The organism is Murdochiella massiliensis (assembly GCF_900059565.1).
Lineage (GTDB): Bacteria > Bacillota > Clostridia > Tissierellales > Peptoniphilaceae > Murdochiella > Murdochiella massiliensis.
The window spans coordinates 862474-885390 of sequence record NZ_FIZW01000002.1 but is presented as its reverse complement, the minus strand read 5'-3'; the positions used below and the strand labels follow the sequence as shown (position 1 = coordinate 885390).

The 22917-nt window shown below is 50.7% G+C and carries 14 protein-coding genes; 8 read left to right on the top strand and 6 right to left on the bottom strand.

The window, feature by feature from the left end; translation table 11 throughout:
- The first annotated feature begins 83 nt into the window (after positions 1–83).
- Positions 84–728, top strand: a complete 645-nt coding sequence (locus BN3910_RS05630) for a hypothetical protein (protein WP_148417337.1) — start codon at positions 84–86, stop codon at positions 726–728.
- A 1-nt stretch (position 729) separates the two neighbouring features.
- Entirely contained in the window at positions 730–1083 is a 354-nt protein-coding gene (locus BN3910_RS05625; protein ID WP_066925160.1) for a hypothetical protein, read from the top strand.
- On the opposite strand, the gene BN3910_RS05620 is transcribed toward BN3910_RS05625, so the two are convergent.
- The 3 genes from BN3910_RS05620 to BN3910_RS07580 form a co-directional block, all read right to left on the bottom strand.
- On the bottom strand, positions 1058–5047 hold the full coding sequence (locus BN3910_RS05620; protein WP_066925157.1) for a Spy0128 family protein: 3990 nt from the start codon (positions 5045–5047) through the stop codon (positions 1058–1060). The two genes, BN3910_RS05625 and BN3910_RS05620, sit on opposite strands and share 26 nt — an antisense overlap.
- 956 nt (positions 5048–6003) lie before the next feature.
- A complete protein-coding gene (locus BN3910_RS05610; protein ID WP_066925152.1) occupies positions 6004–7212 on the bottom strand; it encodes an FprA family A-type flavoprotein in 1209 nt (402 codons plus the stop codon).
- Between the two features lie 64 nt (positions 7213–7276).
- On the bottom strand, positions 7277–9196 hold the full coding sequence (locus tag BN3910_RS07580; protein ID WP_075967998.1) for an acyl-CoA dehydrogenase family protein: 1920 nt from the start codon (positions 9194–9196) through the stop codon (positions 7277–7279).
- Positions 9197–9882: 686 nt separating this feature from the next.
- Between BN3910_RS07580 and BN3910_RS05600 the strand changes: the two genes are divergently transcribed.
- A complete protein-coding gene (locus BN3910_RS05600; RefSeq protein ID WP_066925149.1) occupies positions 9883–10857 on the top strand; it encodes a D-alanyl-D-alanine carboxypeptidase family protein in 975 nt (324 codons plus the stop codon).
- A 170-nt stretch (positions 10858–11027) separates the two neighbouring features.
- On the opposite strand, the gene BN3910_RS05595 is transcribed toward BN3910_RS05600, so the two are convergent.
- Positions 11028–11927 (bottom strand): hypothetical protein, encoded by a 900-nt coding sequence (locus BN3910_RS05595; RefSeq protein WP_066925146.1) that lies wholly within the window; start codon positions 11925–11927, stop codon positions 11028–11030.
- A 932-nt stretch (positions 11928–12859) separates the two neighbouring features.
- Between BN3910_RS05595 and BN3910_RS05590 the strand changes: the two genes are divergently transcribed.
- The 5 genes from BN3910_RS05590 (at position 12860) to BN3910_RS05570 (ending at position 18053) form a co-directional block, all read left to right on the top strand.
- Positions 12860–13354 (top strand): pyridoxamine 5'-phosphate oxidase family protein, encoded by a 495-nt coding sequence (locus BN3910_RS05590; protein ID WP_231862189.1) that lies wholly within the window; start codon positions 12860–12862, stop codon positions 13352–13354.
- Positions 13355–13408: 54 nt separating this feature from the next.
- Entirely contained in the window at positions 13409–13912 is a 504-nt protein-coding gene (locus tag BN3910_RS05585; RefSeq protein WP_066925143.1) for a GNAT family N-acetyltransferase, read from the top strand.
- A gap of 90 nt (positions 13913–14002) precedes the next feature.
- Entirely contained in the window at positions 14003–16381 is a 2379-nt protein-coding gene (locus BN3910_RS05580; protein WP_082790325.1) for an oxidoreductase, read from the top strand.
- A gap of 479 nt (positions 16382–16860) precedes the next feature.
- Positions 16861–17187, top strand: a complete 327-nt coding sequence (locus BN3910_RS05575) for a transposase (RefSeq protein WP_066925140.1) — start codon at positions 16861–16863, stop codon at positions 17185–17187.
- A gap of 11 nt (positions 17188–17198) precedes the next feature.
- Positions 17199–18053 carry an IS3 family transposase gene (locus BN3910_RS05570; protein WP_082790324.1) on the top strand — a complete coding sequence of 285 codons (855 nt, stop codon included), beginning with the start codon at positions 17199–17201 and terminating at the stop codon, positions 18051–18053.
- Positions 18054–19473: 1420 nt separating this feature from the next.
- On the opposite strand, the gene BN3910_RS05560 is transcribed toward BN3910_RS05570, so the two are convergent.
- Entirely contained in the window at positions 19474–20979 is a 1506-nt protein-coding gene (locus tag BN3910_RS05560) for a helix-turn-helix domain-containing protein (RefSeq protein ID WP_066925134.1), read from the bottom strand.
- Positions 20976–22544 carry a helix-turn-helix domain-containing protein gene (locus BN3910_RS05555; RefSeq protein ID WP_066925131.1) on the bottom strand — a complete coding sequence of 523 codons (1569 nt, stop codon included), beginning with the start codon at positions 22542–22544 and terminating at the stop codon, positions 20976–20978. The genes BN3910_RS05560 and BN3910_RS05555 overlap by 4 nt, the downstream gene beginning before the upstream one ends.
- Positions 22545–22917: the final 373 nt, after the last annotated feature.

Below are 22917 nucleotides of genomic sequence, written 5' to 3'. Positions count from 1 at the left end.
AAAACCAAGGTTGGCTTGAAATCCGTTTGAAACATCATCGCCCTTATTATTATCACTGCTATCACGATGAGAAAAGAGGAAAGTTGACACGAAAATATATTCGTCTCGCCGACATCTCCCTCGCCAAAAACCTTGCCGGCAAAGCGTATTATAAAAAGTTGGAACACCTGCTTGCCGAGCATATTCCGCTGCTTCATCAACTGAATCAAGTCTTTCGCGAGGATGAAATCGATCGGCTTTATGACAACCTGCATGAGGCACGAAAAGATCTATTTTCTCCTCTTCAACCCACGAAAAAGCAAATCCTTGCCCGGTGGATTAAGCAGCCCTTTTCGCCGAATCCGATACCGAAAGCTTCTATAGAGATGAAAACAAAGCGCGGCGAAGTTGTCCGCTCTAAGACGGAAAAGATATTGGCAGATATGTTTTATGATGCCGGTATTCCGTACAAATATGAATGCCCTCTATTTATTCAGAAAGATCGCCCAATTTATCCCGACTTTACGTTTTTGGATCCGATGACCATGGAAGAGATTTATTGGGAACATTTCGGACGGATGGATGATCCGGATTATGCGAACCGCACGCTGGAAAAAATCAAACAATATGAAATAAACGGCATTCATTTAGGCGATCGGTTGTTGGCTTCTTTTGAATCCGGCAAGGTATATTTGAACTACGAATCGGTACGGCAAATTATCGCCAAACGACTAAAATGGTCGGAATAAAATGGAATCGCCGGCCGCAGGCCGGTACTATCAGCCGGCCATGGCCGGCGTCACCTTGGCAATGCTGAGGACATGGACAGTACCAGATGATGCCGACACCATCAGCCGGCCGCAGGCCGGCGTAACCTTCTCGATGCTGAGGACATGGACAGTACCAGAAGATGCCGGTACTATCACTCGGCCCCAGGCCGGTATGACATCCAACATGAAATTAAAAGTCGGCACCTTATCCGACTTTAACCGGATGCAGAAAAACAAAAAAAAGAGAGGATCCGGCTATTACACCGGTATCCTCTCTATAGGGGCTGCTTCTTCAACAACCCTCTCTATTACTTATTATTTTTTTTCTTGTTAAGAACAAAAGCCAAGGCACATATACCGGACATCGCTGCTGCGCCGAGAATGCCGACGTCGCCCGACTTCGGCGCTATTCCTTTAGAGGGATGAGTCGGGGTTGGCGAAGCCGGTTTATTCGGCTTCGATGGTTCACTCGAATCGCCGGGCTTGTTCGGATTCGGTTTATCGGGGTTCGGCTTATCCGGATTCGGCTTATCGGGATTTGGTTTATCCGGATTCGGCGTGTCCGGTTCAGGCGGATTCGGTTTATCCGGATCCGGATTGGGCAGATCGGGTTTGCCCGGTCCTACCGGCGGTGTCGGTTTCTTGTACGTATTCGTAATCACCGGATTATTGTCCTGCGCCTTGGCGACAAGATTACCCTGTCCGTCATTTGTGACGACCACTGTAATGGTATACGCTTTGGTGTCGTAGGTCCAGCCGGAAGCGTGTCCTTTGTTTTCTCGCAGCGTAAAGCGGAACGTTCCTTCTTTCGTAAAGGTAATTGCGTCAAAGCGAAGCTCTTGCTTTTCCCCATCGTTAATGGTTCCGTTCGTTGCTACCGTTTTTGAGGCAACCAAATCGCAGCCTTCCGGATTCGAAGCCTCGGCGGTCAGCACAAAGGAGAATTTTTCCGAAGCATTCTTGCCCTTTACCATTTTGGTGACCGCAAGCGCCTGATCGCCGTCCAATGTTACCGGCTTGGGCGTATCCGGCTGAGGCGGATTCGGATTCTCCTGGTAGCTGTTTACAATGGTCGGATTATTCCCTTCTACTGAGGCTTCCAGCTTGCCCTGCGCATTCTGTGTTACGGTAACGGTAATGGTTTTTTCCGCTTGATCGTACGTCCAATTTGCAGGGGCTGTTCCCGTTTCTTTGACGCTAAAGGTGAATGTGCCTGCCTTCGTGAATTCAATGTCCGCAAAAGGCACTTCTTGTTGCGCATCCTTGGCAATCATGCCCTGCGTCGTCGCCGTCATCGCCTGCAAAGTCGTTCCTTCCGGATTATTCGTCGACGGCGTAAGCGTGAAACTATAGTCCGCTTCGCTGTCATGCCCCTCGACTTTCTTCGTCACTTTCAGCGCATTTTCGCCACCGAGTGTGATGGGATCCGGCGTCCATTCATCCCCTTTAAGCCCCAAAAGGTCAATGTATGCCCCTGCCTGTGTCTTTACGCCAGCATGACGGTGAATATAGTCTGCTAACGACACCTGGTTCATGCCATTCTGAATAACGTCAGCGTCGTTTCCGACCGCCATAACATTCCCAAAAGTCGTAGCAAGAAGATAGGCGAAATTCTTTTCGGCATCGCCGATGGCATATTCGCCAATTTCCTCATTCCAATACGTATCCTGGAAATCGCGCTTGGCGATAAAACCGGTGCCCTCCGAAGCGTCGGTCTTTGCCACGACGCTCACCATCTTATCCTTGACCTGAATTTCCTTTTCCGCCGTGGTAAACACTTTACGGTTGGTGTGCAACTCGCCGTCTTTCTTGCCGACGACCGTGACAAAGTTATTTCCGCTTCCCGCAGAAACATTCGCGGTACGATACAGCTCGTTATCGGCGTTTTCTTTATCGACCAGTAGCGTGGAATTTTTAATGGTCGGCTGGTTCACCTTATGCGCTCCTAACAAAGCAGACCAATACATCGGATTGGGCTGATTCACGTAGTGCGCTATGCCATCCAGGGTTCCACCGTTGGAAAAGCCTACAAATACGCCCCAGTCGTTAAGCAACAAACTTCTCGTGTTGGTAATCGTGGAATTTGTATTGTATGCCATAAATCCGCCGAACACGCCTTTGTTGTTTTGTGCAACAGTATTTTTCCCATTAATTTGATAGTCACAGTTGTCAATCTTCATGCCGATCGCGCGACCGAAGAATCCGCCGGCATACTTATCTTCACCTGTCTCAACGAGGAAATCTTTATCGATAAAGACGGAAGAATTCTTCAGCTCGCCATTTTTACCGAATGCGACTCCCATGCCCACATACAGTGTTGTTTTCGACGCATTGGCTATAGAAACATTGCCGACATACGCACGGCAATTGGTAATCGTCCCTTGCTGATAAGCGGCAATACCGGCGATCAACGGCGTGCCTTTCGCTGCCGTCGCATCGGTCATTTTTACGTCAAGTGACTTTGCCTTCACCACACAGTCTTCCATCGGCTGATCCGCTTCCTGCGTTCCCGCCATTAAGGAGACACTGCCAATCTTCTTTCCGGTGAGCTGGATATCGCCAAATGTCAGACGATTTCCTTTGGTTACACAAGCGTGGGGCGTGTTCTTCGGATTCGTCGCACGCAATTCGCCAAGACCGGAAAACTTCACATAATCGGCATTTGCCGTAATATTGCCGTATGTCACGGTGTTGTCTTTGGCGTTCGTGGCTTCCATCATAAAGGGATAGAGCATCGTATAGGCGTTTGGCGCATTGATGTTCACATCCCCGACGGTAAGGGTGTTTTCTTTTGCACTTACTTCGGGAAGTGTCGGTCTATCCGCGTGCGTTTCGTTTCCGGCATAGGCTTTTTGCGCAAGACCGACAAAGGCAACCTGCGTACTCTTGTCATTCTTGATTTCGACGCCACCCACGGAAATCGTATTCTTTTCCAGAACCTGCAGAAAATCGACGCCGTCTTCTCCATTGCTGCTCCATCCATTCCCAAAGCCAAGCCCCATGGTATTCTTAAATGGCGTATTCATACTCATCTTGCCTTTGACCGTAAATTGGCAATTCGATAGATTTTCATACCAGCCTTTGCTGTTCGTAGACGCACATACATACATCGTTGCAAACCGATCCGTTTGTGGCATAGCGGGATCGGCTTCTACACGAATGTTATTGACTTCAAGGGAAGAATTCATGAACACGCCGATTTCATCGCTGATTCCACTCGCTGCGGGAGCCCCCGCAAACGCCGGATTTGGATTGCCGGCATTCAGCTTGGTCACGATATCCCCATCTACCTTGAGATGCAGGTTCTCCACCCAAGCTTCACCCAAGTCATTCGAAACACCCCAGGCATAGCCGTGCGAATATCCGGTGGCTTGAATATTTCCGCCCACGTGGATGTTGACATTCTCTATATATCCTGCCTGCTTCAGTTTGCTTGTATCCTGTTGTTTATGAATCGCATCGTCTGACGGTGTGCCCGGCGTCGGCATCTTCTTGCCCCAATGGAATGTCAGACCGGCAGCGCCGGATTTCCAATCGACTTCTTTGGGCAGCGTATCCGACCCGATATTGCCGGTTACCTCCAAATCAATGTCTTCCAAAGTCGTTTTTTCCAGATACCACGAAAGGCCGGCGGCAATTTGCCCCTCACGAAATTGATTCACAAAATGGTTGTCGCTATAGATGGTTCCCCACACCTCATCGGATTCAATATTTCCATTGACCTTCACCTTGATGTTTCTTATCAGGGCGCTATGGATATCAAACCCGTTCGCATCCGTTGGGAACTCTGCAAATAAAACCGCTTCGCCGACCAGACCATAGCCTTTAAGGCTTCCCGCGTACTCCACCTGAAGATTTTCCAACGTAAATGCGTGTGCGCGAATCCCCTGGAACAACGGAACCTGCTTTGTGCCGGTAAATGAGATCTTATGGTTATTCCCATTAATGGAGAATTCGCCTTGCTTGTCGTCAAACGACAGCAAGCCATGCGCAATTTCGTCCTGCTTATCGGCAAAATAGGCATCCGATACATCAATGGAAATATCGTTTTGCAACTCGTACTTGCCGGCTTTCAGGAGCAGCGCTTTGGGCTTTGGATTGGTAAAATCGGCAGCATACTCGCCTGTCGTCAAATACGGTTTTAAGTCTTCAAACGAAGAAATCGTAATGGGCGGATCTTCCGCTTTTGCTTGTTGCGGAAAAAGACCAATCAGAAATAACGCGAAAAACGCGCAGAGCAATCCATGTATAAGATTCCGTTTATTATACATGGGAGGGGGGGTACTTTTGCGATTCATTCTAATTCCTCCTTAAAAATATACAGAAATTCTAATGTACACCTCATATTATAGCCCATTTTCAGCCACGTGAGGACAAGGAAAGAAGTATTTGTCAGAGAGAATGCGCACCTCAACGAGTACCCCACCTTGCGTCGCCAGTTTATCCTTGGTGAGGCCAATGTGGTTGTCTAATTTCCGACTCGTCGAAGATGCGACGTAAGGCGGAGCGCAGCCGGGAATGCTGCTGGCAGGGCGGTTGAAGATGGAGCGCAGTCGGGAATGGCGCTGGCGGCGCGGTTGGAAGGAGGAGCGCCGCTGGGAATGGCGTTGGCGGCGCGATTTTGATTCACAAACTATGCGCGTCCCTGGCTGGAGCAAACGAAGAGTCGTAGCCAGGGCTGCTTGACGTTCACCAAACCCTGGCTGCGAAGAATGATGCGTGTTAGCCAGGGTCAAGCATGCTGTTTCGAGCCCTGGCTGGAACAAACGAAGTGCCGTAGCCAGGGCTGCTTGACGTCCGCCGAGCCCTGGCTACAAGGAATGATGCACGCCGGCCAGGGTCAAGTACGCTGTTTCGAACCCTGGCTGGAACAAACGAAGTGCCGTAGCCAGGGTTTCTTGACGTCCGCCGAGCCCTGGCTACAAGGTAATCATCTCACTAGCCAGGGCAAGCCCTCTTTGCTTGAACCTAGCAAAGAGACGAAACCTTCCACAGCCAGGGTCGGCACCATCTGGCGAAGCTGAGGACATGAACGTTGCCTTCATCCGGCCACAGGCCGGTAACATTCTCCAAATGAAATTGCCTGCCGTGCCTTTCTTCCAGACACCGCAGGCTATCGCCCGCCTCCGCCATCAATCCGGCAGCAGCCCGACAACACCACCAATCTGGCCGTGGCATAGATTTAGACATAGAAAACCGGCAGCGCCGCCCGTAAGACGGGCGGCGCTGCCGGTTAACTTTCTTCGACGTTGTATTACTTTTCCTGCTTCTTAACCGAAGCGACAATGGCATCGGCCAAAGCAGCAAGCTCTTTGTCGGTGTTCTCATCCGGGGAGGACATGAACGAAACTTCAGAATCGAGATAGTAGATTTCGAACATCTGATCCAAAATCTTCTTCATCTCTTCACCCGAGGTCGGTGCCCAGGTGCCGTTCTCGATGATGCCGACGGTGCGCTTCTGCATATTGAGGGCGACCATGTCGTTCAGGAAATTCTTCATCGGAGGATAGACGCCCAGGTTGTAGGTCGGGCAGGCCAGAATGATATGGCCGACACGGAAGGCTTCCGAAATGAGATAGGACATATGCGTGTTGGACACATCCCAGACCGTGACATCGGTGATGCCGCGCTGGACGACTTCCGAAGCAAGCTTCTGTGCGACTTGCTCGGTGTTGCCGTACATGGAGCCGTAGGCAATCATGACACCATTATCTTCCGGCGTGTAGCTGGACCATTTGTCGTACTTGTCGATGATGTAGCCCAGGTTCTTTCTCCAAATGACACCGTGCAGCGGGCAGATAACCTTAATCGGAAGTGTTGCCGCCACCTTCAGGACAGCCTGAACGTAGGCGCCATACTTGCCGACAATGTTTGTCAGATAACGACGTCCCGGCTCAAGGAAATCACGATCCCAATTCACTTCGTCATCGAAGAGTTTGCCGTCAATCGCCTTGAACGAGCCGAACGCATCGGCACTGAAGAGCACGCCGTTGGTGGTATCCAGCGTTGCCATCGGTTCCGGCCAGTGAACCATCGGCATTTGTACGAATGCGAAGTTGTGTTCGCCGGAGCTGAAGGTGTCGCCGGTGCCTACCGTGATGCGCTTATCGCAGTGATAGTTGAACTGGGACATGAAGTAGAAGCCTTTTTCCGTCGAAATAACGGTGGCCTCCGGGTGACGCAGGATGACTTCCTGGAACGTCGAGGCATGATCCGGTTCCCAGTGGTTGATGATGATGTAGTCCAACGGACGATCGCCCAGAACATAGGCCAGATTGTCCAGGAAATACGGTGCAAACTCAAAGTCGACCGTATCAAACAGGACCGTTTTCTCATCCAAAAGGACGTAGGAGTTGTAGCTTACGCCTTCCGGAATGGGATGAATTCTCTCAAAAATATCGGTACGGTGATCGTTGACCCCGATCCAATACAAATCTTTTACGACTTCACGAACATTTGCCATGCAAATCCTCCTTAACCTTTCTTTTTGTGCGTTCTTGATCGGTGCAGTTTGTTATCGGGATCGACTAATCTTCAATCGAGATGTAGCCGCTCTTCGGGTCACCGCACTTCGGGCACAGATAGGTGTCCGGAAGCTGATCAAACGGCGTTCCCGGAGCGATACCGCTGTCCGGATCGCCCTTGGCCGGATCATATTCATGACCGCAACCGTTGCAGACATAGATACCGGATTTCGTACGCGGATCCTGCGGGACGTTGCGCTTTTTCTTCTCGAAGGTTTCGGCCGGATGACGTTCCTGACCCTGCTCCAGCGCTTCTGTCAACAGCGGCATGATTTCCATGATGTCACCCACAATGCCGTAGTCGGCATTCGCAAAGATCGGCGCGCTCGCATCGGTGTTAACCGCCACGATGGTTGCCGCTTCCTTGATGCCACGCAGATGCTGGCCGGCACCGGAAATGCCCATGGCAAAGTAGAGGTTGCCCTTAAATTTCTGTCCGGACATACCGACGTAGCGTTCAATCGGCAGATAGCCAAGCGTTTCGGCTACCGGACGGGAGCTCGAAATGGCACCGCCGACCGCAGCAGCCAATTCTTCGGCAACGGCCAAGTTTTCTTTGTCGCCAATGCCTTGGCCAACGGAAACGAGGCGTTCGACCTCATCCACCGGAGCATAGACATCGACGGTTGTATCAAAGGCATAGCCGTCTTTCTTGAGTGCTTCAACGAGCTGTTTTACCTGCTCTTCCGGCGTGCCTTCAAACATGATGTTCTTGCGCGGTCCGGTGACGGCGCCGGCTTTGCCGGTATCCGCTACCATCGCGGCTTTCTTCTTGCGTCCGATGCGGCCGATGATTTGGCCGGCAATGACGACACGCATGATTTCGTTGGTGCCTTCATAGATTTGCGTAATCTTGGCATCGCGGAACATACGTTCTACATCGAAGCCCTTGATGAAACCGTTGCCGCCGTGCAGCTGGATCGCTTCCGTGGTGACCCACATCGCCGTATCCGAAGCGAACATTTTCGCCATCGCCGCTTCTTTGGTGTATTTTTCGTGTTTGGTCTTGAGCTCGGCCGCCTGATAGATCAGGTGACGGGAAGCCTCGATACGCGTGGCCATATCGGCAATCTTGAAGCTGACGCCTTGGTTTGCCGCGATCGGTTGCCCAAACTGGATGCGCTCACGCGTATAGTTGACGGTTGCTTCGAATGCGCCTTGCGCAATACCCAGCGCCTGAGAGGCGATACCGATACGCCCGCCATCCAGCGTTGCCATCGCAATCTTGAAGCCTTCGCCTTCTTTTCCGAGCAGGTTCTCTTTCGGAACGATGACGTTCTTGAAGCTGAGCTCGGAGGTTACCGAGGAGCGAATGCCGAGTTTGTCATACTGTGTCGGGAAGGTAAAGCCTTCGAAGTCTTTTTCAACAATGAAGGCGCTGATGCCGTGGTTGCCTTTTTCCGGGCTGGTAACCGCAAAGACAACGTAAGTATCCGCACGATAGCCGTTCGTAATGAAGATCTTGCCACCGTTCAATACGTAGTGATCTCCCTCCAAGACAGCCGTCGTCTGTGTTCCGCTGGCATCCGAGCCGGCATGCTCTTCGGTCAGACCGAATGCGCCGATTTTCTCGCCTTTTGCCAGAGGAACTAAGTATTTTTGTTTCTGTTCTTCGGTACCGAATGCCCAGATCGGCCATGAACCGAGGGAAGTATGTGCCGAGCAGATGACGCCGACACCACCGTCCACGCGGGACAGCTCTTCTACGGTAATTGCATAGCTGGTCGCATCCAATCCCTGGCCACCATACTCTTTTTCGTACGGAATGCCCATCAATCCCATTTCGCCCATGTGCTGGACGACTTCTTCCGGAAATTCCTCACCCTGATCCAGTCGGAAAGCAATCGGCTTGATTTCCTTTTCCGCAAAATCACGAACGATCTTACGGAGCGCTTCGTGTTCCTGTGTCAGCTGATATCCCATACTTCCTCCTTTTTGCCTACTCCTGCGCGCGAACAAAACGTTTTCACGTTCCCATCGTTTCGCCGCACGCTTGACAACATTTGAATCTGTTGCACTTCCCCTACATTCTAATCCAATTATTCGGTGTATGCAACTAATTCCGATGAAATTCGTCGGAATTAGAATGGCGGAAAATGCACGTTTTCAAGGCCTTCTTCTCCGATTATCCCGATTGGCCGGCAATTGGACCGTCATGTGTCAAGGATGGTCATCGGAGACACAGTCGGTCATGTGTACTTGGAACGGTCATGGTGGCACAGTCGGGCATGTGTCTGGAACCGTCATGTGGCGGCTACGCCCAGTCCTGCCTTGACCTTGACTTTCCTTTACCCATTTGCGAAAAATCGTCGGCCAAGGCAGAGCGAAATCTTAAAACTTTTTTTCGATTTCATGAATTTTCGCAAAATCGGCCTTGGTAAAATGAGACGTAAGCAATTTGGTTGGTGGTACAGGCTAAACAGCGGTGGAGTGTTTTGCTCAACGCCAAGGCCTTAATGCCAAGGTCTTAATGCCACGGCCTTAGAGATGGATTGGATTTCCGCATCGATCATGCTCTCGCCATTGCAGGTGATTAGTCCAACGTCAAGGGCTTAGGGGCAGCACAGAGATTAAACGAATACCATCGGTCGACAGAAAGGGGAATAGGGATGAGAGAGAGTGGGAGCCGAAAAAAACGGCATTCCCGGCGCAGAACACGATTTGTTTTTCTTTTCGTTTTTCTGTTTGCCGTCAGCGGTTTTTTATTTTACGCGGTGCAGCCGGAGCATTTTCGCGATTGGAAAGATGAATTTTCCGCTTGGCGTTATCGACAAAGCGCAGGTGCGAAAAACGGATATAACGCGAAAGCGATGATCTTGGTTGATCGAAGCAACAATTCCGTTTTTGTAGAAAAGCAGAAAACGGAGAAACAAAGTCCGGCAAGCCTTGCTAAGTTATTTACGATTGAGTATGCACGTACAATTGCATCGCCGGACACGCTGATCACCGTCGAAGAGGAGTCCTTGCTTCACGTTAAAGAAGGTTCTTCCTTGGCATACCTGCAAGCCGGAGAAACCTATACTTTGCGGGATCTTTTTGCCGCTATGCTCGTTCCGTCGGGAAATGACGCGGCGTATGTTGTGGCGGATTATATTGGCGGAGTCCGGCATCCGGACGCAACAAACAGTGACGAACGGATTCGTCTGTTTCTGGACGATTTGCGCGCGCATTTGCAACAAAAAGGTTGGAAGGACACCTGTCTGTTTGATCCCAGCGGTTATGATTTTGAGGGGAGTACGACCGCCGTCGATCTGCAACACGTTTGTGAGACTTTGTTAGAGGAATCTTGGTTTCGTGAAATCATTTCGCAGTCCACGTATGTGGCGACATTGGCAGATGGAACGACAAAATCCTGGAAAAATACGAACCGATTCCTCGACCCGAATGATCCCTATTACAACGAAAAAGTGGAAGGAATTAAAACGGGGTCTTTGGCAGGCGACTACAACCTTGTTGTCCTTTACCGCACAGGGGAAAAAGAGTTTTTGATCGTAAGTATGGGCTCCTCCTCCGACGATTCTCGCTACGATGACCTTTCCTATCTTCTCAAGACGATCGAGGAGAGCGATTTTCTTAAGAAATAGCTCGCGTAAAGGGTGTTTCTACATCTGGCTTAGCGTTTCTCGTTTCCAATTCGTCGTCGGCGCGGACGAGGACGCGACCGGGCGGTGTTGTACATCTGGCTTAGCATTTCTCGTTTCCATTTGCCGGTGATAAAAGTAGAAGGCGCTGGGATGGGCGTAACGTATTCGGTTCAGCGTGCGCAAAGCCGCAATTCATAGTGATCAATGAGGTCTTGAACACTACGGCTATCCAGAATAAGACTATCCCCTTCGAAGGTGGCAATCAGTCGGTCTCCAAGAAAAATACCATTTCGTTCATACGTGCGAATTTTGCTCGCAGATCGTAACGCATATTCCGGCAGATCCATTCGTCCGAAATGTTCCCAGTAGATTTCCTGCTTGCGCCTCGGATGGTAAAAGGTAAAGTCAGGATAGAAGATTTTTTCGTCGCGCAAAAACAACGGACACTCATATTTATAAAAAATTCCCTGGGCAAGAAAGAGATCGGCCAAAATCTTTTCCGACTTTGATCGCACCCGTTCATTATTATTGGTCAGAATGCCGTCCGGGTCGCCTTCCCGAAATGTCAACCCCCGGTACGGCTGCGCCTTCCATGCGGAAAACTGTTGCTCGGCGGTTTCTTGCACAGGAACCACGAGCGCCTGCCGCAAGGGATGTAGATTTTGGTACACACGATCAATCGTCCACTCGATTTGCCTGTAGGACAAGCATCGTTTTTTCGATAAGGCGTTCAAAACTCGTTCTATTCGATTATTGTACGTCTGCTGCGCGAGCCGCTTCACCTCCTCTTGCCGGGCTTTTGGAATGTACTCGCGGCGCTTAACGCCGCCCTCTCTTGTGCAGTAAAAGTATTCTGGCCGCTTACCATTCGTTTTTATTTCCAGTTTTCCGGGAATCTGCTCAGATTGCAGCTCGGTAAGACGCCGCTTCAATTCTTCCAAGTATTCGGCAATCTCGTTTGATGATTTTTTATCTTTTGCAGTTTTTCTTTCTATTGTGGTTTTTCTTTCATTAGATACTTTTCTTTCTTTTGTAAATTTTCCCTCTTTTGATGTTCGTTGGCCATTCATGATTCACCTCTTCGCAGGTAATTCGCTCTGCCTTTCATTGCTCCTTTATTATCGCATAAGCTTTGTTCCACCTGTGTTCCAAGCCACTCCATTTGGGTGTTCGGCAGCGGTGGCTATTTACTGGTAGACTGGGGCCGAGTGAATGCTGAAAAGCCCTGGCTGGACCAAATGCTGCTCGCCAGCCAGGGCCAAGCAGGCCACAACGAACCCTGGCTGCGTTAAATTCCGCTCGCCAGCCAGGGTCGGGCAGGTCCCAAGAAACCCTGGCTGGATGAAATGCTGCTCGCCAGCCAGGGTCGGGCAGTCCCAAGAAACCCTGGCTGGATGAAACTCCGCTTGCCAGCCAGGGCTGGGCAGTCCATAGCGGACCCTGGCTGGATCAAATGCCGCTTGCCAGCCAGGGTCGGGCAGTCCCAAGAAACCCTGGCTGGCTCAAATGCCGCTCGCCAGCCAGGGCCGAACAGTCCCGAACAAACCCTGGTTGGACCAAACGCTGCTTGTTAGCCAGGGTTAAGCAGGCCCCAACAAACCCTGGCTAATCGCAATAGTGCCTATCAGCCAGGGCTACGGGCGCATTATTGATATCTTTTCTTGTGTCAGGAGATAAGTTTGATGCGATCGGGTAAAGTATGAACATAATTCTGCTGGCGCAGCGTCCTCGATTATGGCAGAGTGATGCGCAAAGGCATAAACGTCAACCATGCCGGCGCTCCGGCTTCCGACGTGCCGGGGCAGAAACGCTATCGAAGTCGTGAAAGTCGGCAAAATCGGGAACGCTCCCACATCCGCAAATGACGGATAAGCCTGGAACGCCACAAACCCAGGAACCCCCACAAACCATACGCGTCAGCAAAACTGGAAAGGCAAACAAAGCAAAAAAACACATAGAAGCCCGATTTACGAAAGTAGAAAAAATGTTTCAAGGAGAAAATATGTATCAAGGAGAAAATATGTTTCGTCCCCTGCGAAGAAAGAAAAATGAACGGACAGTGGATCAGGCGAAAGCGTTGTTACACAGTGCCCGACGAGGGGTTCTGGCGGTTAACGGCGACGAAGGTTATCCTTACGCCATTCCGATCAATTATTGGTACGACGAGGAGAAGCAACGGATTATTTTTCACAGCGCAAAGGCCGGCCACAAAGTCGATGCGCTGAACGCCTCCGATAAAGTATGCTTTACGGTTTACGGAAACGAAACCATACGAAAAGAAGAGTGGGCGCCCTACGTAGAGAGTGTCGTTGTCTTTGGTCGATGCCATGCCATTGAAGAGGAGGAGTCGGCAAAGGCGGCGCTTGTACAATTTGCTCGCAAGTATTATCCGAGTGAAGACCTGATCATCCAAGCCATGGAAAGAAGTTGGCGCGGCGTTCGGATGTATCAAATCGAAATCGAACACCTCTCCGGCAAAGAAGTGCAGGAAAGATGAGCGCCTGGACGGGAAAAACACTCCCTGTTCACACGCAACACAAAAGGAGACCACATGAACATCCAATTGAAAATTCCGAGGGAGGAAGACCGGGAAGAGTTAAAGAAAGTCTGTAATGCCGTCGATCGGACGTATTTGTCGGATCGCCTTCCCCATCCCTATACGGATGAATCTGCGGATTGGTGGATCAATATGGTGGCAGAAAACGAGGGAAAGACCGGTCTGTGGCGCCTTATTGTGGTGGACGGCAAAATCGTCGGCAACATTTCCGTAGAAAAAGGGGAGGGCATGTCCCGTCGGGATGCTAATATCGGCTATATTCTGCTCACGCCGTATTGGGGAAAAGGAATTATGACCCGGGCGGCAACCGAAATGTGCCGACTGGCCTTTGCGCAGCTGGATATTGTGCGCATCACCGGACTTTATTATGAACCCAATTGCGCATCCGGGCGCGTGTTGGAAAAGGTGGGCTTTCGACTGGAAGGAAAGAAAATCAACGCCGTCACCAAGGGGGATTTCACGTATAACCTCTGCATAACGGGGTTGCTTAAGGAATAAAGAGATCGCACCATCCGCACGATCAGAATAAGAAGATCGCGTCATCAGCATCACTAAAAATAAGGTAATTATATTAAAAAGGAGGGGACCATGACCACGGGAACAACCACAAGAGCAGAAATGGAAAAAAATGCACCCGAGGCGGTCGCGCCGCTTTTTACGCCGTGGAAGATCGGCAAGGTGGAAATCAAAAACCGCATCGTGCTCACCTCGATGGGCGGTACCAATCTGCTGGGATGGATGGAAAAGAATCACTTCGACGAGGTCGGCGCGCACTTTATTCAGACGATCGCAGAAAACCATGTGGGACTGGTTCTGCCGGGATGCCAGCCGGTGTATAACCCCATGTATGGCCAGTGGTTGTATAAAAATAAGCGGATGTACGACGATCTGGCAAAATGGTTGCCGAAATTCCATCAAACAGGCGCCAAACTTTTCGTACAGCTGACGGCGGGATTCGGCCGTTCTTTCACGATTTCTCCCATGATGGAGAAACTTTATACGAATCCGGTTTTGCGCTTCCTTTCCAAGCCCGTCATGAATCTGGACAAGATTACCGCCTCGGCATCGGCTGCGCCCAACCGCTGGTCGGACAAAGTGCCTTCCCGCGCGATGACCGTTGAGGAAATCCAACAGATGGTAGAGGCGTTCGGCAAAAGCGCAAAGCTCCTTAAGGATGCCGGTGTGGATGGAGTAGAAGTGCATGCCGTCCATGAAGGATACCTGCTGGATCAGTTCACGCTCAAGTACGTCAACAAGCGCACGGATGCCTACGGTGGCAGTCGGGAAAACCGGTATCGTTTCCCGGTGGATATTGTCCGGGAGATTAAGCGCGTCTGTGGCGATGATTTTCCGGTTTCTCTGCGCTATTCCGTGGAATCCAAGACCAAGGGATTCCGTCAGGGAGCCCTTCCCGGGGAAGAATATACCGAGGTCGGCCGGGACATGGAAGAGTCCCGTTGGGCGGCACGTTATTTGCAGGATGCCGGCTATGACATGCTCAACTGCGATAACGGCACCTATGATGCCTGGTACTGGTGCCATCCGCCGATTTATATGCCGGAAAACTGCAATTTGGACGAGGTCAAGGAAATCAAAAAAGCCGTGACGATCCCCGTCGTTCCGGCCGGGCGCATGGATCCCTACGTGGGCGCGAAGGAAGTTGCAGCCGGCACAATTGACGGTGTCGGCTTTGCACGTGCGTTTTTGGCGGATCCGGAGTGGGTGACGAAGTTGCTGGAAGGACGAGAGGAAGAAATTCGTCCGTGCATTCTGTGTCACAATGCGTGTTTCAATATGAGCAAGTGGAAGGGAACGCCGAATATGCAGGCACTGCAGGATTCGCTCCATTTGGCGCGTTGCGCTGTGAATGCGGAAACCATGCAGTGGGACAAGCATTACATTAAAAAGACGGATGCACCGAAAACGGTTCACATCATTGGCGGTGGCGTTGGCGGCATGGAGGCGGCACGCGTGCTCAAATTGCGCGGTCATAATCCGGTCATTTATGAGCAAACGGATCGCCTCGGCGGTGTGGTCATTCCGGGAGCCGCCGAGTCTTATAAGAAACCCATGCGCGACCTCTTGGCCTGGTATCGTCAGGAAATGGATCGTTTGAACATTCCCGTTCATCTGAAGCAGACCATTGCGCCCGACCACGACTTCGGTACGGATCCGGTCATTGTCGCCACCGGCGGAAAGCCCATTACCCTTTCGCGCGTTCCGGGCTTTGACCGCACGATCGAGGCTACGGATTTCCTGCGTGCGCTGGAAGCGCACCGGGAGGAAGAGACAAACCGCGGTGAAGAGGATGGCCGGCAAGGTGATCAGCAAGGCAGCGGCGCGGCGGTCAGGAAAGGCGTAGGCGACATGATTGCAGAGGCGACCGACGCTGCAAACGCCGGTGCTACGGAAACGATCGGAAATGCAGCAACCGCCGGTGCTACCGATGTCGCTGCCTCTGACGACGCTGCTGTTGCGGAAACGATCGGAGACGTTGCAACCGCAGGTGCCGCTGCCGCGGAAACCACCGCTGACGCTCTCCGCGTCGGCCAACGTGTTGCCGTCATTGGCGGAAGCCTTACCGGCTGTGAAATTGCCTACGAGCTGGCATTGCGGGGCAAGGAGCCGTTTATTCTGGAAATGAAGGAAGATCTGATTGCCACGGAAGGGGTTTGCTTGGCCAACTCCTCTTATCTGCGGGAATGGTTCGCACTGCATAAGGTTCCGGTTTTCCTGGAATCCACTTTGGTCGAGGTGAAGGTGGATGCGGTCACGTATAAGGACGCATCCGGCGTTCTGCACGATGTGGCTTGTGATTCCGTTATTTCCGCAGTCGGTTATCGTCCCGATCCATTGATGGACAAGGCTCATGCAGGCTCGCAAACGTATTTTATCGGCGACTGCGCCGCCATCGGCAACATCAAGACGGCCGTCTGGCAAGCCTACGAAACGGCGATGAAGATTTAATGCGGCAAAAGAAGGAGCGCCGCTTGAATTGCTGTTGGCGGCGCGGATTCGTTCATAAACTATGCATGACCCTGGCCGGATGAGATGTAGTACGTTTGCCAGGGTCGATTTTTTCGGCAAAACCCTGGCTGGCAGGAAGAAAGCTTGCGAGCCAGGGCTGGTTTTTGCGGTGGAACCCTGGCTGAGTGAAACAAAATGTCATCGCCAGGGTTTCTTTTTGCTTACCAAGCCCTGGCTGTAGAAAACAATGTGCGCCAGCCAGGGTCGGGTACGCGGTTTATAGCCCTGGCTGGCCAGTACAACTTTTCCCAGCAGGGTTAATTTTTGTCGTGGAACCCTGGCTCGCGAAAGAGAGGCGTGCCAGCCAGGGACAGGTCGCCCTCGATTAACCCTGGCTCGCGGAAGAGTGACATGTCCCCCAAAAAGTAGAGCCTTAACGAACAAAAAGATACAATGAAGAAAGGCTTAAGGAGGATGACATGACACGACGGAGATACACGAAATCTTTTCGAAAACGCGTAGTGGAAGAGGCGCTAAAGCCGGAATTCGAAGGCAAAGAATTTCTTGTTGCAGAGAAATACCATATCCAAACCTCAACGCTTTTGCGCTGGATGGACTTGTTTAACAACTATGGAGAGATGGGCTTAGCGGATAACATCCAACAGTTTTGTAAGAAAGAGAGCACATTAACCCGTGCGCAGAAGCAGATGGAAGCCGCTAAGGACAAAGAAATCGCGGAATTAAAAGAGGAGATTGCCATCTTAAAAAAAGCCGCGGCCTTTCTAGCCAAGATGCCCCGAGACTAAAGTTTGCATTCATGTATCGCTTTCGTCATGAACATGCAATTGCTAGAATGGCCAAAGTTATCGAAGTCTCTGAAAGTGGCTATTACAAGTGGAAGAACGCACAGAACGCGCAGACACTGCGTCAAATTGAAAACATGCAGCTCTCAAAAGAGATCGGAAAAATTTACGATCAGAGCAAAGCCGTTTATGGGATACGAAAGGTCACGGCGGAGTTGAATTCCCAACGACAGAAGGTAGGAAAATCGCCGGTGAACCACAAACGTGTGGAACGCATCATGCGGGAAAATCACTGGCATTCCCGGGTACGGCGAAAATTCCTCGTCACCACCGACTCTTCGAAAACAAGGAAGCCGGCCGACAATCTCCTCCAAAGAGATTTTGTGGCCAAAGCACCGGGAGAGAAGTTCATCAGCGATACCACCTATGTCCCAACGCCGCAAGGAACCCTTTATGTTGCGGTAATTTTAGACCTTTATGGACGATACCCGTTGGGTTTGGCCATGAGTACAAAAAACAACAAACAATTAGTGATGGAATGCCTGGATGATGCGCTGGCAAAGCATACCTTAAAGCCGGGCTGCATTGGCCATTCCGATCGGGGGTCGACCTATGCTTCCGAGGACTACCAAAAGCTTCTAAGAGAGAACAATATCCGCTGTAGCATGAGTAGGAAAGGAGACTGTTGGGACAATGCAGCGATGGAAAGCTTTTTTGGTAAGATGAAAACCGAGTGGCTTTACAAGATGCCACAAACCATTCGCGAAGCAAGGAAGCGAATCTACGAATATGTATGGGCCTTCTATGCGAAAGAAAGAAGGCATGCGACAAACGGATACCAAACCCCTTACGAGGCTTATTACGGATGAGGTAGAAATGATAATTCTACACTCTACCATTTGGGGGACAGTTCAGAGAGGCATATCCGCCAGGGATAGGTCGCCCTCGATTAACCCTGGCTCGTGGAAGAGAGGCATGCCCGCCAGGGGCAAGCCGCCAACGATCAGCTCTGGCTTGTGGAAGGAACACGCGCCAGCCAGGGTCGGGCAGAAGGTGCGCCGCTGCAAATGACGAGGCGGCGCGGCGGAATACGGAGCGCCGCTTGAATTGTTGTTGGTGGGGCGGTTTCAAGGTAGGCACCGATGGAGCTGACGAAGATGGCGCGGTTTTTAGAAGAATCTTCGCCTTCGGCGGCGTTTTCAAACCGCCGGCCGTAGGCCGGCTCCTTCTTAGCGCCGCCATAGTATTAGGCGGCGCCCAATCGCCGACCACAAGTCGGCACCGCCTTGATGTGATAGTGGTGGAGTTTCGTTTAGGAAACAGTTCCATTTCGTGTCACAAACAGGGTTGATGATCCCTGATGACTGGCTGCAGTTGGATGTTTAACAGGGACGCCACCCCTGACGAATGGCTGAAACGAAATGTTATCAGGGCTCGCGTCCCTGATGAAGGGTAAATTTCGAGTTAACGTCAGGGCCCAACGGACCCTGACGAATGGCAGAAATGAAATGTTATCAGGGCTCGCGTCCCTGATGAGTGGTAAATTTCGTGTAATGCCAGGATTGATGATCCCTGATGACTGGCTGCAGTTGGATGTTTAACAGGGACGCCACCCCTGACGAATGGCTGAAACGAAATGTTATCAGGGCTCGCATCCCTGACGAGTGGTAAATTTAGCGTAATACCAGGGGTCGTTGAACCCTGACGAATGGCTGAAACGAAATCTTATCAGGGCTCGCACCCCTGATGAGTGGTAAATTTCGTGTAATGCCAGGGTTGATGGCCCCTGATGACTAGCTGCAGTTGGATGTTTAACAGGGACGCCACCCCTGACTAATTGCTGAAATGAAATGTTGTCAGGGATCGCGTCCCTGACAAAGTGTGAATATGTGTTAACACCAGGGTTCTACGGCCTCAGAAGGAGCGCCGCTGGAACCGCTGATGGCGGCGCGATTAACGAAGAAAGACAATCGCCAACACCCGGCGCTACCGCAAACCCCAGCACCCCAGCGCCAAAAGCGCTACCGCAAACCCCAGCACCCCAGCGCCAAAAGCGCCGCTGCATAACCCCAAGCAACCCAACCAACCCCGGCACACCCCAGCGCCAAAAGCGCCGCTGCATAACCCCAAGCAACCCAACCAACCCCGGCACACCCCAAGCGCCAAAAGCGCTGCTGCATACCCCCCCCAGCGCCCTCAAGCGCCCAAGCGCCCCTGGAACCGCTGATGGCGGCGCAATTAACAAAGAAAGACAATCGCCAACACCCGGAACCACCCCAAACCCCAAAATCAGAAGCGTTCAAAGATGGCTTTCGCCAATGCGGAGTAGGTGGCGTAAGAATCGATGCCGTTGCAGAAAATGGTGGGGATGGGGCTGCCGGCGATGTTGAAGTTGGAGACAAGAAGGTCGTAATCCGAAAGATCCATGGTTTCCAGAAAAATGGGAGCTATTTTGGGCACACTTACCTCTACCAGATTTCCAAAATAGAACAGAATTTGGGACCGAAGGGAGAGCGTATGGAAATAGGAAAATCTGCTGACGACAAGAATCTTGATTTTTCGAGGCTTTTGGATGAGTTGATTGCTCAGATTCTCCCATGTGGACCAGATGACATAGAAAAGGTAGCCCACATAATCGGCATCTACGGGAAAATTGAATAGTGCATTTTGCGAGCGGATAATATCCAGAATCTGGTTGCAAACGGCAGGAAATTTCGTGCGAATCGATTCCTGATAGATGCGATAGGGCGAATAAAGAATGGAACGGCTGACCGTTTTGCCGAAGGTGCCGATAAGCGCATTGTAGAGGGCAAGCGTCAAATCGCTCTCATTGTCGAGTTCGATGGGAAACTCTTGGCAGACATTGGCAATGAGCTTATTGATATAGATAAATATGGTATTCACGAGAGGATCTTTGGCGGTTAAGTCCAGGAGAACCGTAAAAGATTCGGCATCTCGGTCGCCGACGAAAGGAACCAAAAGCTCCTGATAAAAGCGAACGTCATCTCCCCAGCGGTCATTTTCCCGACGGTCATTTCCCTGGCGTTCAATGGGAAAAGAAGGAAAGGGATAGTGCGCCTCCTTTGACGCAAACGCCTCTGCTGTCGCAAGCGCACGCGCGTTATGCGCAAGATGTTCATCCGCAAGGCGAAAACCCTGAGAGAAACGTTGAAGGCTGACTGCCAACTGGATGTGAAAACACTCATAATAATTAAGGAAGTTTTTAGCGTATTTCATCGGCAGGGCGTCATCAAGAAACAGCGAAAGCTCCTGTTTGGAAATAAAGGAAAAAGGCCATTCATAAAACGAATAGCGTTCCTTAAAAAAGCTGGTGTAAAACGAACGCACCTCGGCTTCATCACCGAGCAATACTAAGGGGTGTGTCTCAAGATGAACCGCATAGGAATCCGCTACAACGGCGTTAAATTGTTCCACCCAGCGATAGATGGTGGAATTGGAGACATAGAGATCATTCGCCATGGCGTTGACGTCCATTTGGGGATGAAAGAACACCTTCTCCAACAGCGAGCAAATCGGATCCTGCTTCATCACCAGCGAAAAAGCATCCGGATAGGACATTCCATCCTTATAGATAATTTCAAGGTTATTTTCTCTGCGAATCTCAAGAATCGAAGAGAAGAACGTATTGGCTTGCATAACATCCATCAACAGCGCTGTTATCGGGCGATTCAACTCACGGGATGCCGTATCCATGTCCAATTGTCCGTCATGAATTTCAAAACACGTGATCAAATCCAAAAGACGTTCAATCTTTTTACTGACCAGTCCTTTCATACGAAATAGCCCTCCTCGTGCATTTTTGCTTTGGCGGCGATGGCATGGCGAAGCGAAAGCCCTTCCTTTTGACTGGGATAGAGATTATAGAGCACCAATTCGCTCGCTTCTTTGCTCCAGGGGTTCCCATTTCGATCCGTTTCCCGATCCGGAATGGAAAAATTAGACCAGACGACATCATAACCGGAATGAAGCAGCTCTGCGCCATCCAGGCGAAGTCCGGAAAAAATATCGACACGAAGCGGAGCATCAATCTCCATGCGAACCATATCGCGAAGCGTCTGCGCATGTTCCGGACCGATAGAGGAAACGATGAGAAGAGATACCGGCTCGGCGGGCGAAAACTGCCGATAGAGCAATCGCCCCCATTTTACGAACACATAGAAGACGCAGCTCGTTACAAGCGGCTCAATTACGGGAAGATTCATGTGTATAAAGTACCCCCGTATTTTTTCCTTCAAGTCCAACGGAAGGCCGGTTATGCTTCGACGTAGCCAAGCTTGAAAATTATCATCCATCATCGTAAAAAAGGGGGCGGTATCCGGCTCCATATAGCGGCAATATAAGGTGTTATGCAGTTCGCGCAGGATTTTATGGCGATTTTCCGGTTTGATTCCGTAGTCTCGTTCCAGCTCATCCAATACTTTAGTGAGATAGAAAAACGACTTATTGATTTGCGGATCCACGACCGCCTGATCCAAAAAGGAGCGGTAATGGAGAAAAAAGCCATCGCGGAAGAAAAAGGAAAAGAGATAGATAAGCGACGGCAAGGTCATCGGAAACGAAAAGATCGGTTCATAACGTTTCACCGCATCCAGTGTATCCTGTAAGTGGGGAAGAGACGCAATCACATCCCGCGCGTGTCCTTCGGCTAAGATGTCCTCCAGGCGCGGCGTTACGGACAGCCCCTCTGCTTCACCGAACGCTTTTGCCCAAATCATCGACAATACCACATAGAACGTTAACATCCGAAATTCGGAAAAAGGGACAGAAACACGGGTAGCATCGAAAAGAAATGAGACGAGATCCTCTACTTCCTTTTGGGGATAGTCCGCAAAAGGCCAGTCGTCCATGCGATTTTGCTTAAAGAGGAAAATCGAGGAAAAGAGAAGAAGATCTGGACGCTCACCATCCAGACGAAACGGATTGGAGGCGATGGAAATGCCGAGCCGGGGGAAGAGGGACGTATTGAAGAACTTGACATGGCGGTAAAGAGAAGCCTCCGACATCGTGGCTTCCTTTGCCAATTCGGATGTCTCTAATCCGGGATGCAAAATCAGGGCGTGAAGCAGGCGAAAAATCGGCTCGCGCCCTAAAATCAGGCGGTAAATATCCCCCATATTAAAACCCGGCCGATAGACGAGCGAAACAATATTTCCCGTCACCGTGATCTCTATGGCGTGCCAACTTTGATTGATGATCTGAATGTCATTGGCGAGCGTGCGACTATTGGTATGCAAATCGCGCGCCAGATCCTCTATCGGTTGCGGTGAAGCCAGACTGGTCAGTCTTTCGACTAAAAGCAGCCGCCGATCTAATACAGGACTTAACAGGTGATGCATCATATTTCCTCCTCACGCAGGCAAGTGGAAAAAGCCTCTCAAAAATTAGGTGGGGGGGGTATCGAAGCAGTTGAAAACCCTCTCTATGCCTTATGATAAGCCATTCTCACATTTTTGTAAATTGTAAAATTATTTAGAGAACGTCAATAATTTGCGCGATTTTTGACGGAGAAAACCGATAAAAAACCTCAATTTTCCCACACAATTGCAGCGGTTTTCATTTTCTGTCAAAATAAAATAAAAATTAGGAAATACGAGACTTTTCATCGACTATAATTTTTATATACATCTAATCCAGAGATTGTTTGTTTTTCCGGTTAGCGCAGTAAGACGCGCGTCGTAAAACAAACGAACACGTTAAAAATCACGCACAAGC

Coding starts and splice junctions, on each gene's coding strand:
- BN3910_RS05625 (WP_066925160.1), top strand. CDS start 730: ATGGAATCGCCGGCCGCAGGCCGGTACTATCAGCCGGCCATGGCCGGC.
- BN3910_RS05620 (WP_066925157.1), bottom strand. CDS start 5,047: ATGAATCGCAAAAGTACCCCCCCTCCCATGTATAATAAACGGAATCTT.
- BN3910_RS05610 (WP_066925152.1), bottom strand. CDS start 7,212: ATGGCAAATGTTCGTGAAGTCGTAAAAGATTTGTATTGGATCGGGGTC.
- BN3910_RS07580 (WP_075967998.1), bottom strand. CDS start 9,196: ATGGGATATCAGCTGACACAGGAACACGAAGCGCTCCGTAAGATCGTT.
- BN3910_RS05600 (WP_066925149.1), top strand. CDS start 9,883: ATGAGAGAGAGTGGGAGCCGAAAAAAACGGCATTCCCGGCGCAGAACA.
- BN3910_RS05595 (WP_066925146.1), bottom strand. CDS start 11,927: ATGAATGGCCAACGAACATCAAAAGAGGGAAAATTTACAAAAGAAAGA.
- BN3910_RS05590 (WP_231862189.1), top strand. CDS start 12,860: ATGTATCAAGGAGAAAATATGTTTCGTCCCCTGCGAAGAAAGAAAAAT.
- BN3910_RS05585 (WP_066925143.1), top strand. CDS start 13,409: ATGAACATCCAATTGAAAATTCCGAGGGAGGAAGACCGGGAAGAGTTA.
- BN3910_RS05580 (WP_082790325.1), top strand. CDS start 14,003: ATGACCACGGGAACAACCACAAGAGCAGAAATGGAAAAAAATGCACCC.
- BN3910_RS05575 (WP_066925140.1), top strand. CDS start 16,861: ATGACACGACGGAGATACACGAAATCTTTTCGAAAACGCGTAGTGGAA.
- BN3910_RS05570 (WP_082790324.1), top strand. CDS start 17,199: ATGTATCGCTTTCGTCATGAACATGCAATTGCTAGAATGGCCAAAGTT.
- BN3910_RS05560 (WP_066925134.1), bottom strand. CDS start 20,979: ATGAAAGGACTGGTCAGTAAAAAGATTGAACGTCTTTTGGATTTGATC.
- BN3910_RS05555 (WP_066925131.1), bottom strand. CDS start 22,544: ATGATGCATCACCTGTTAAGTCCTGTATTAGATCGGCGGCTGCTTTTA.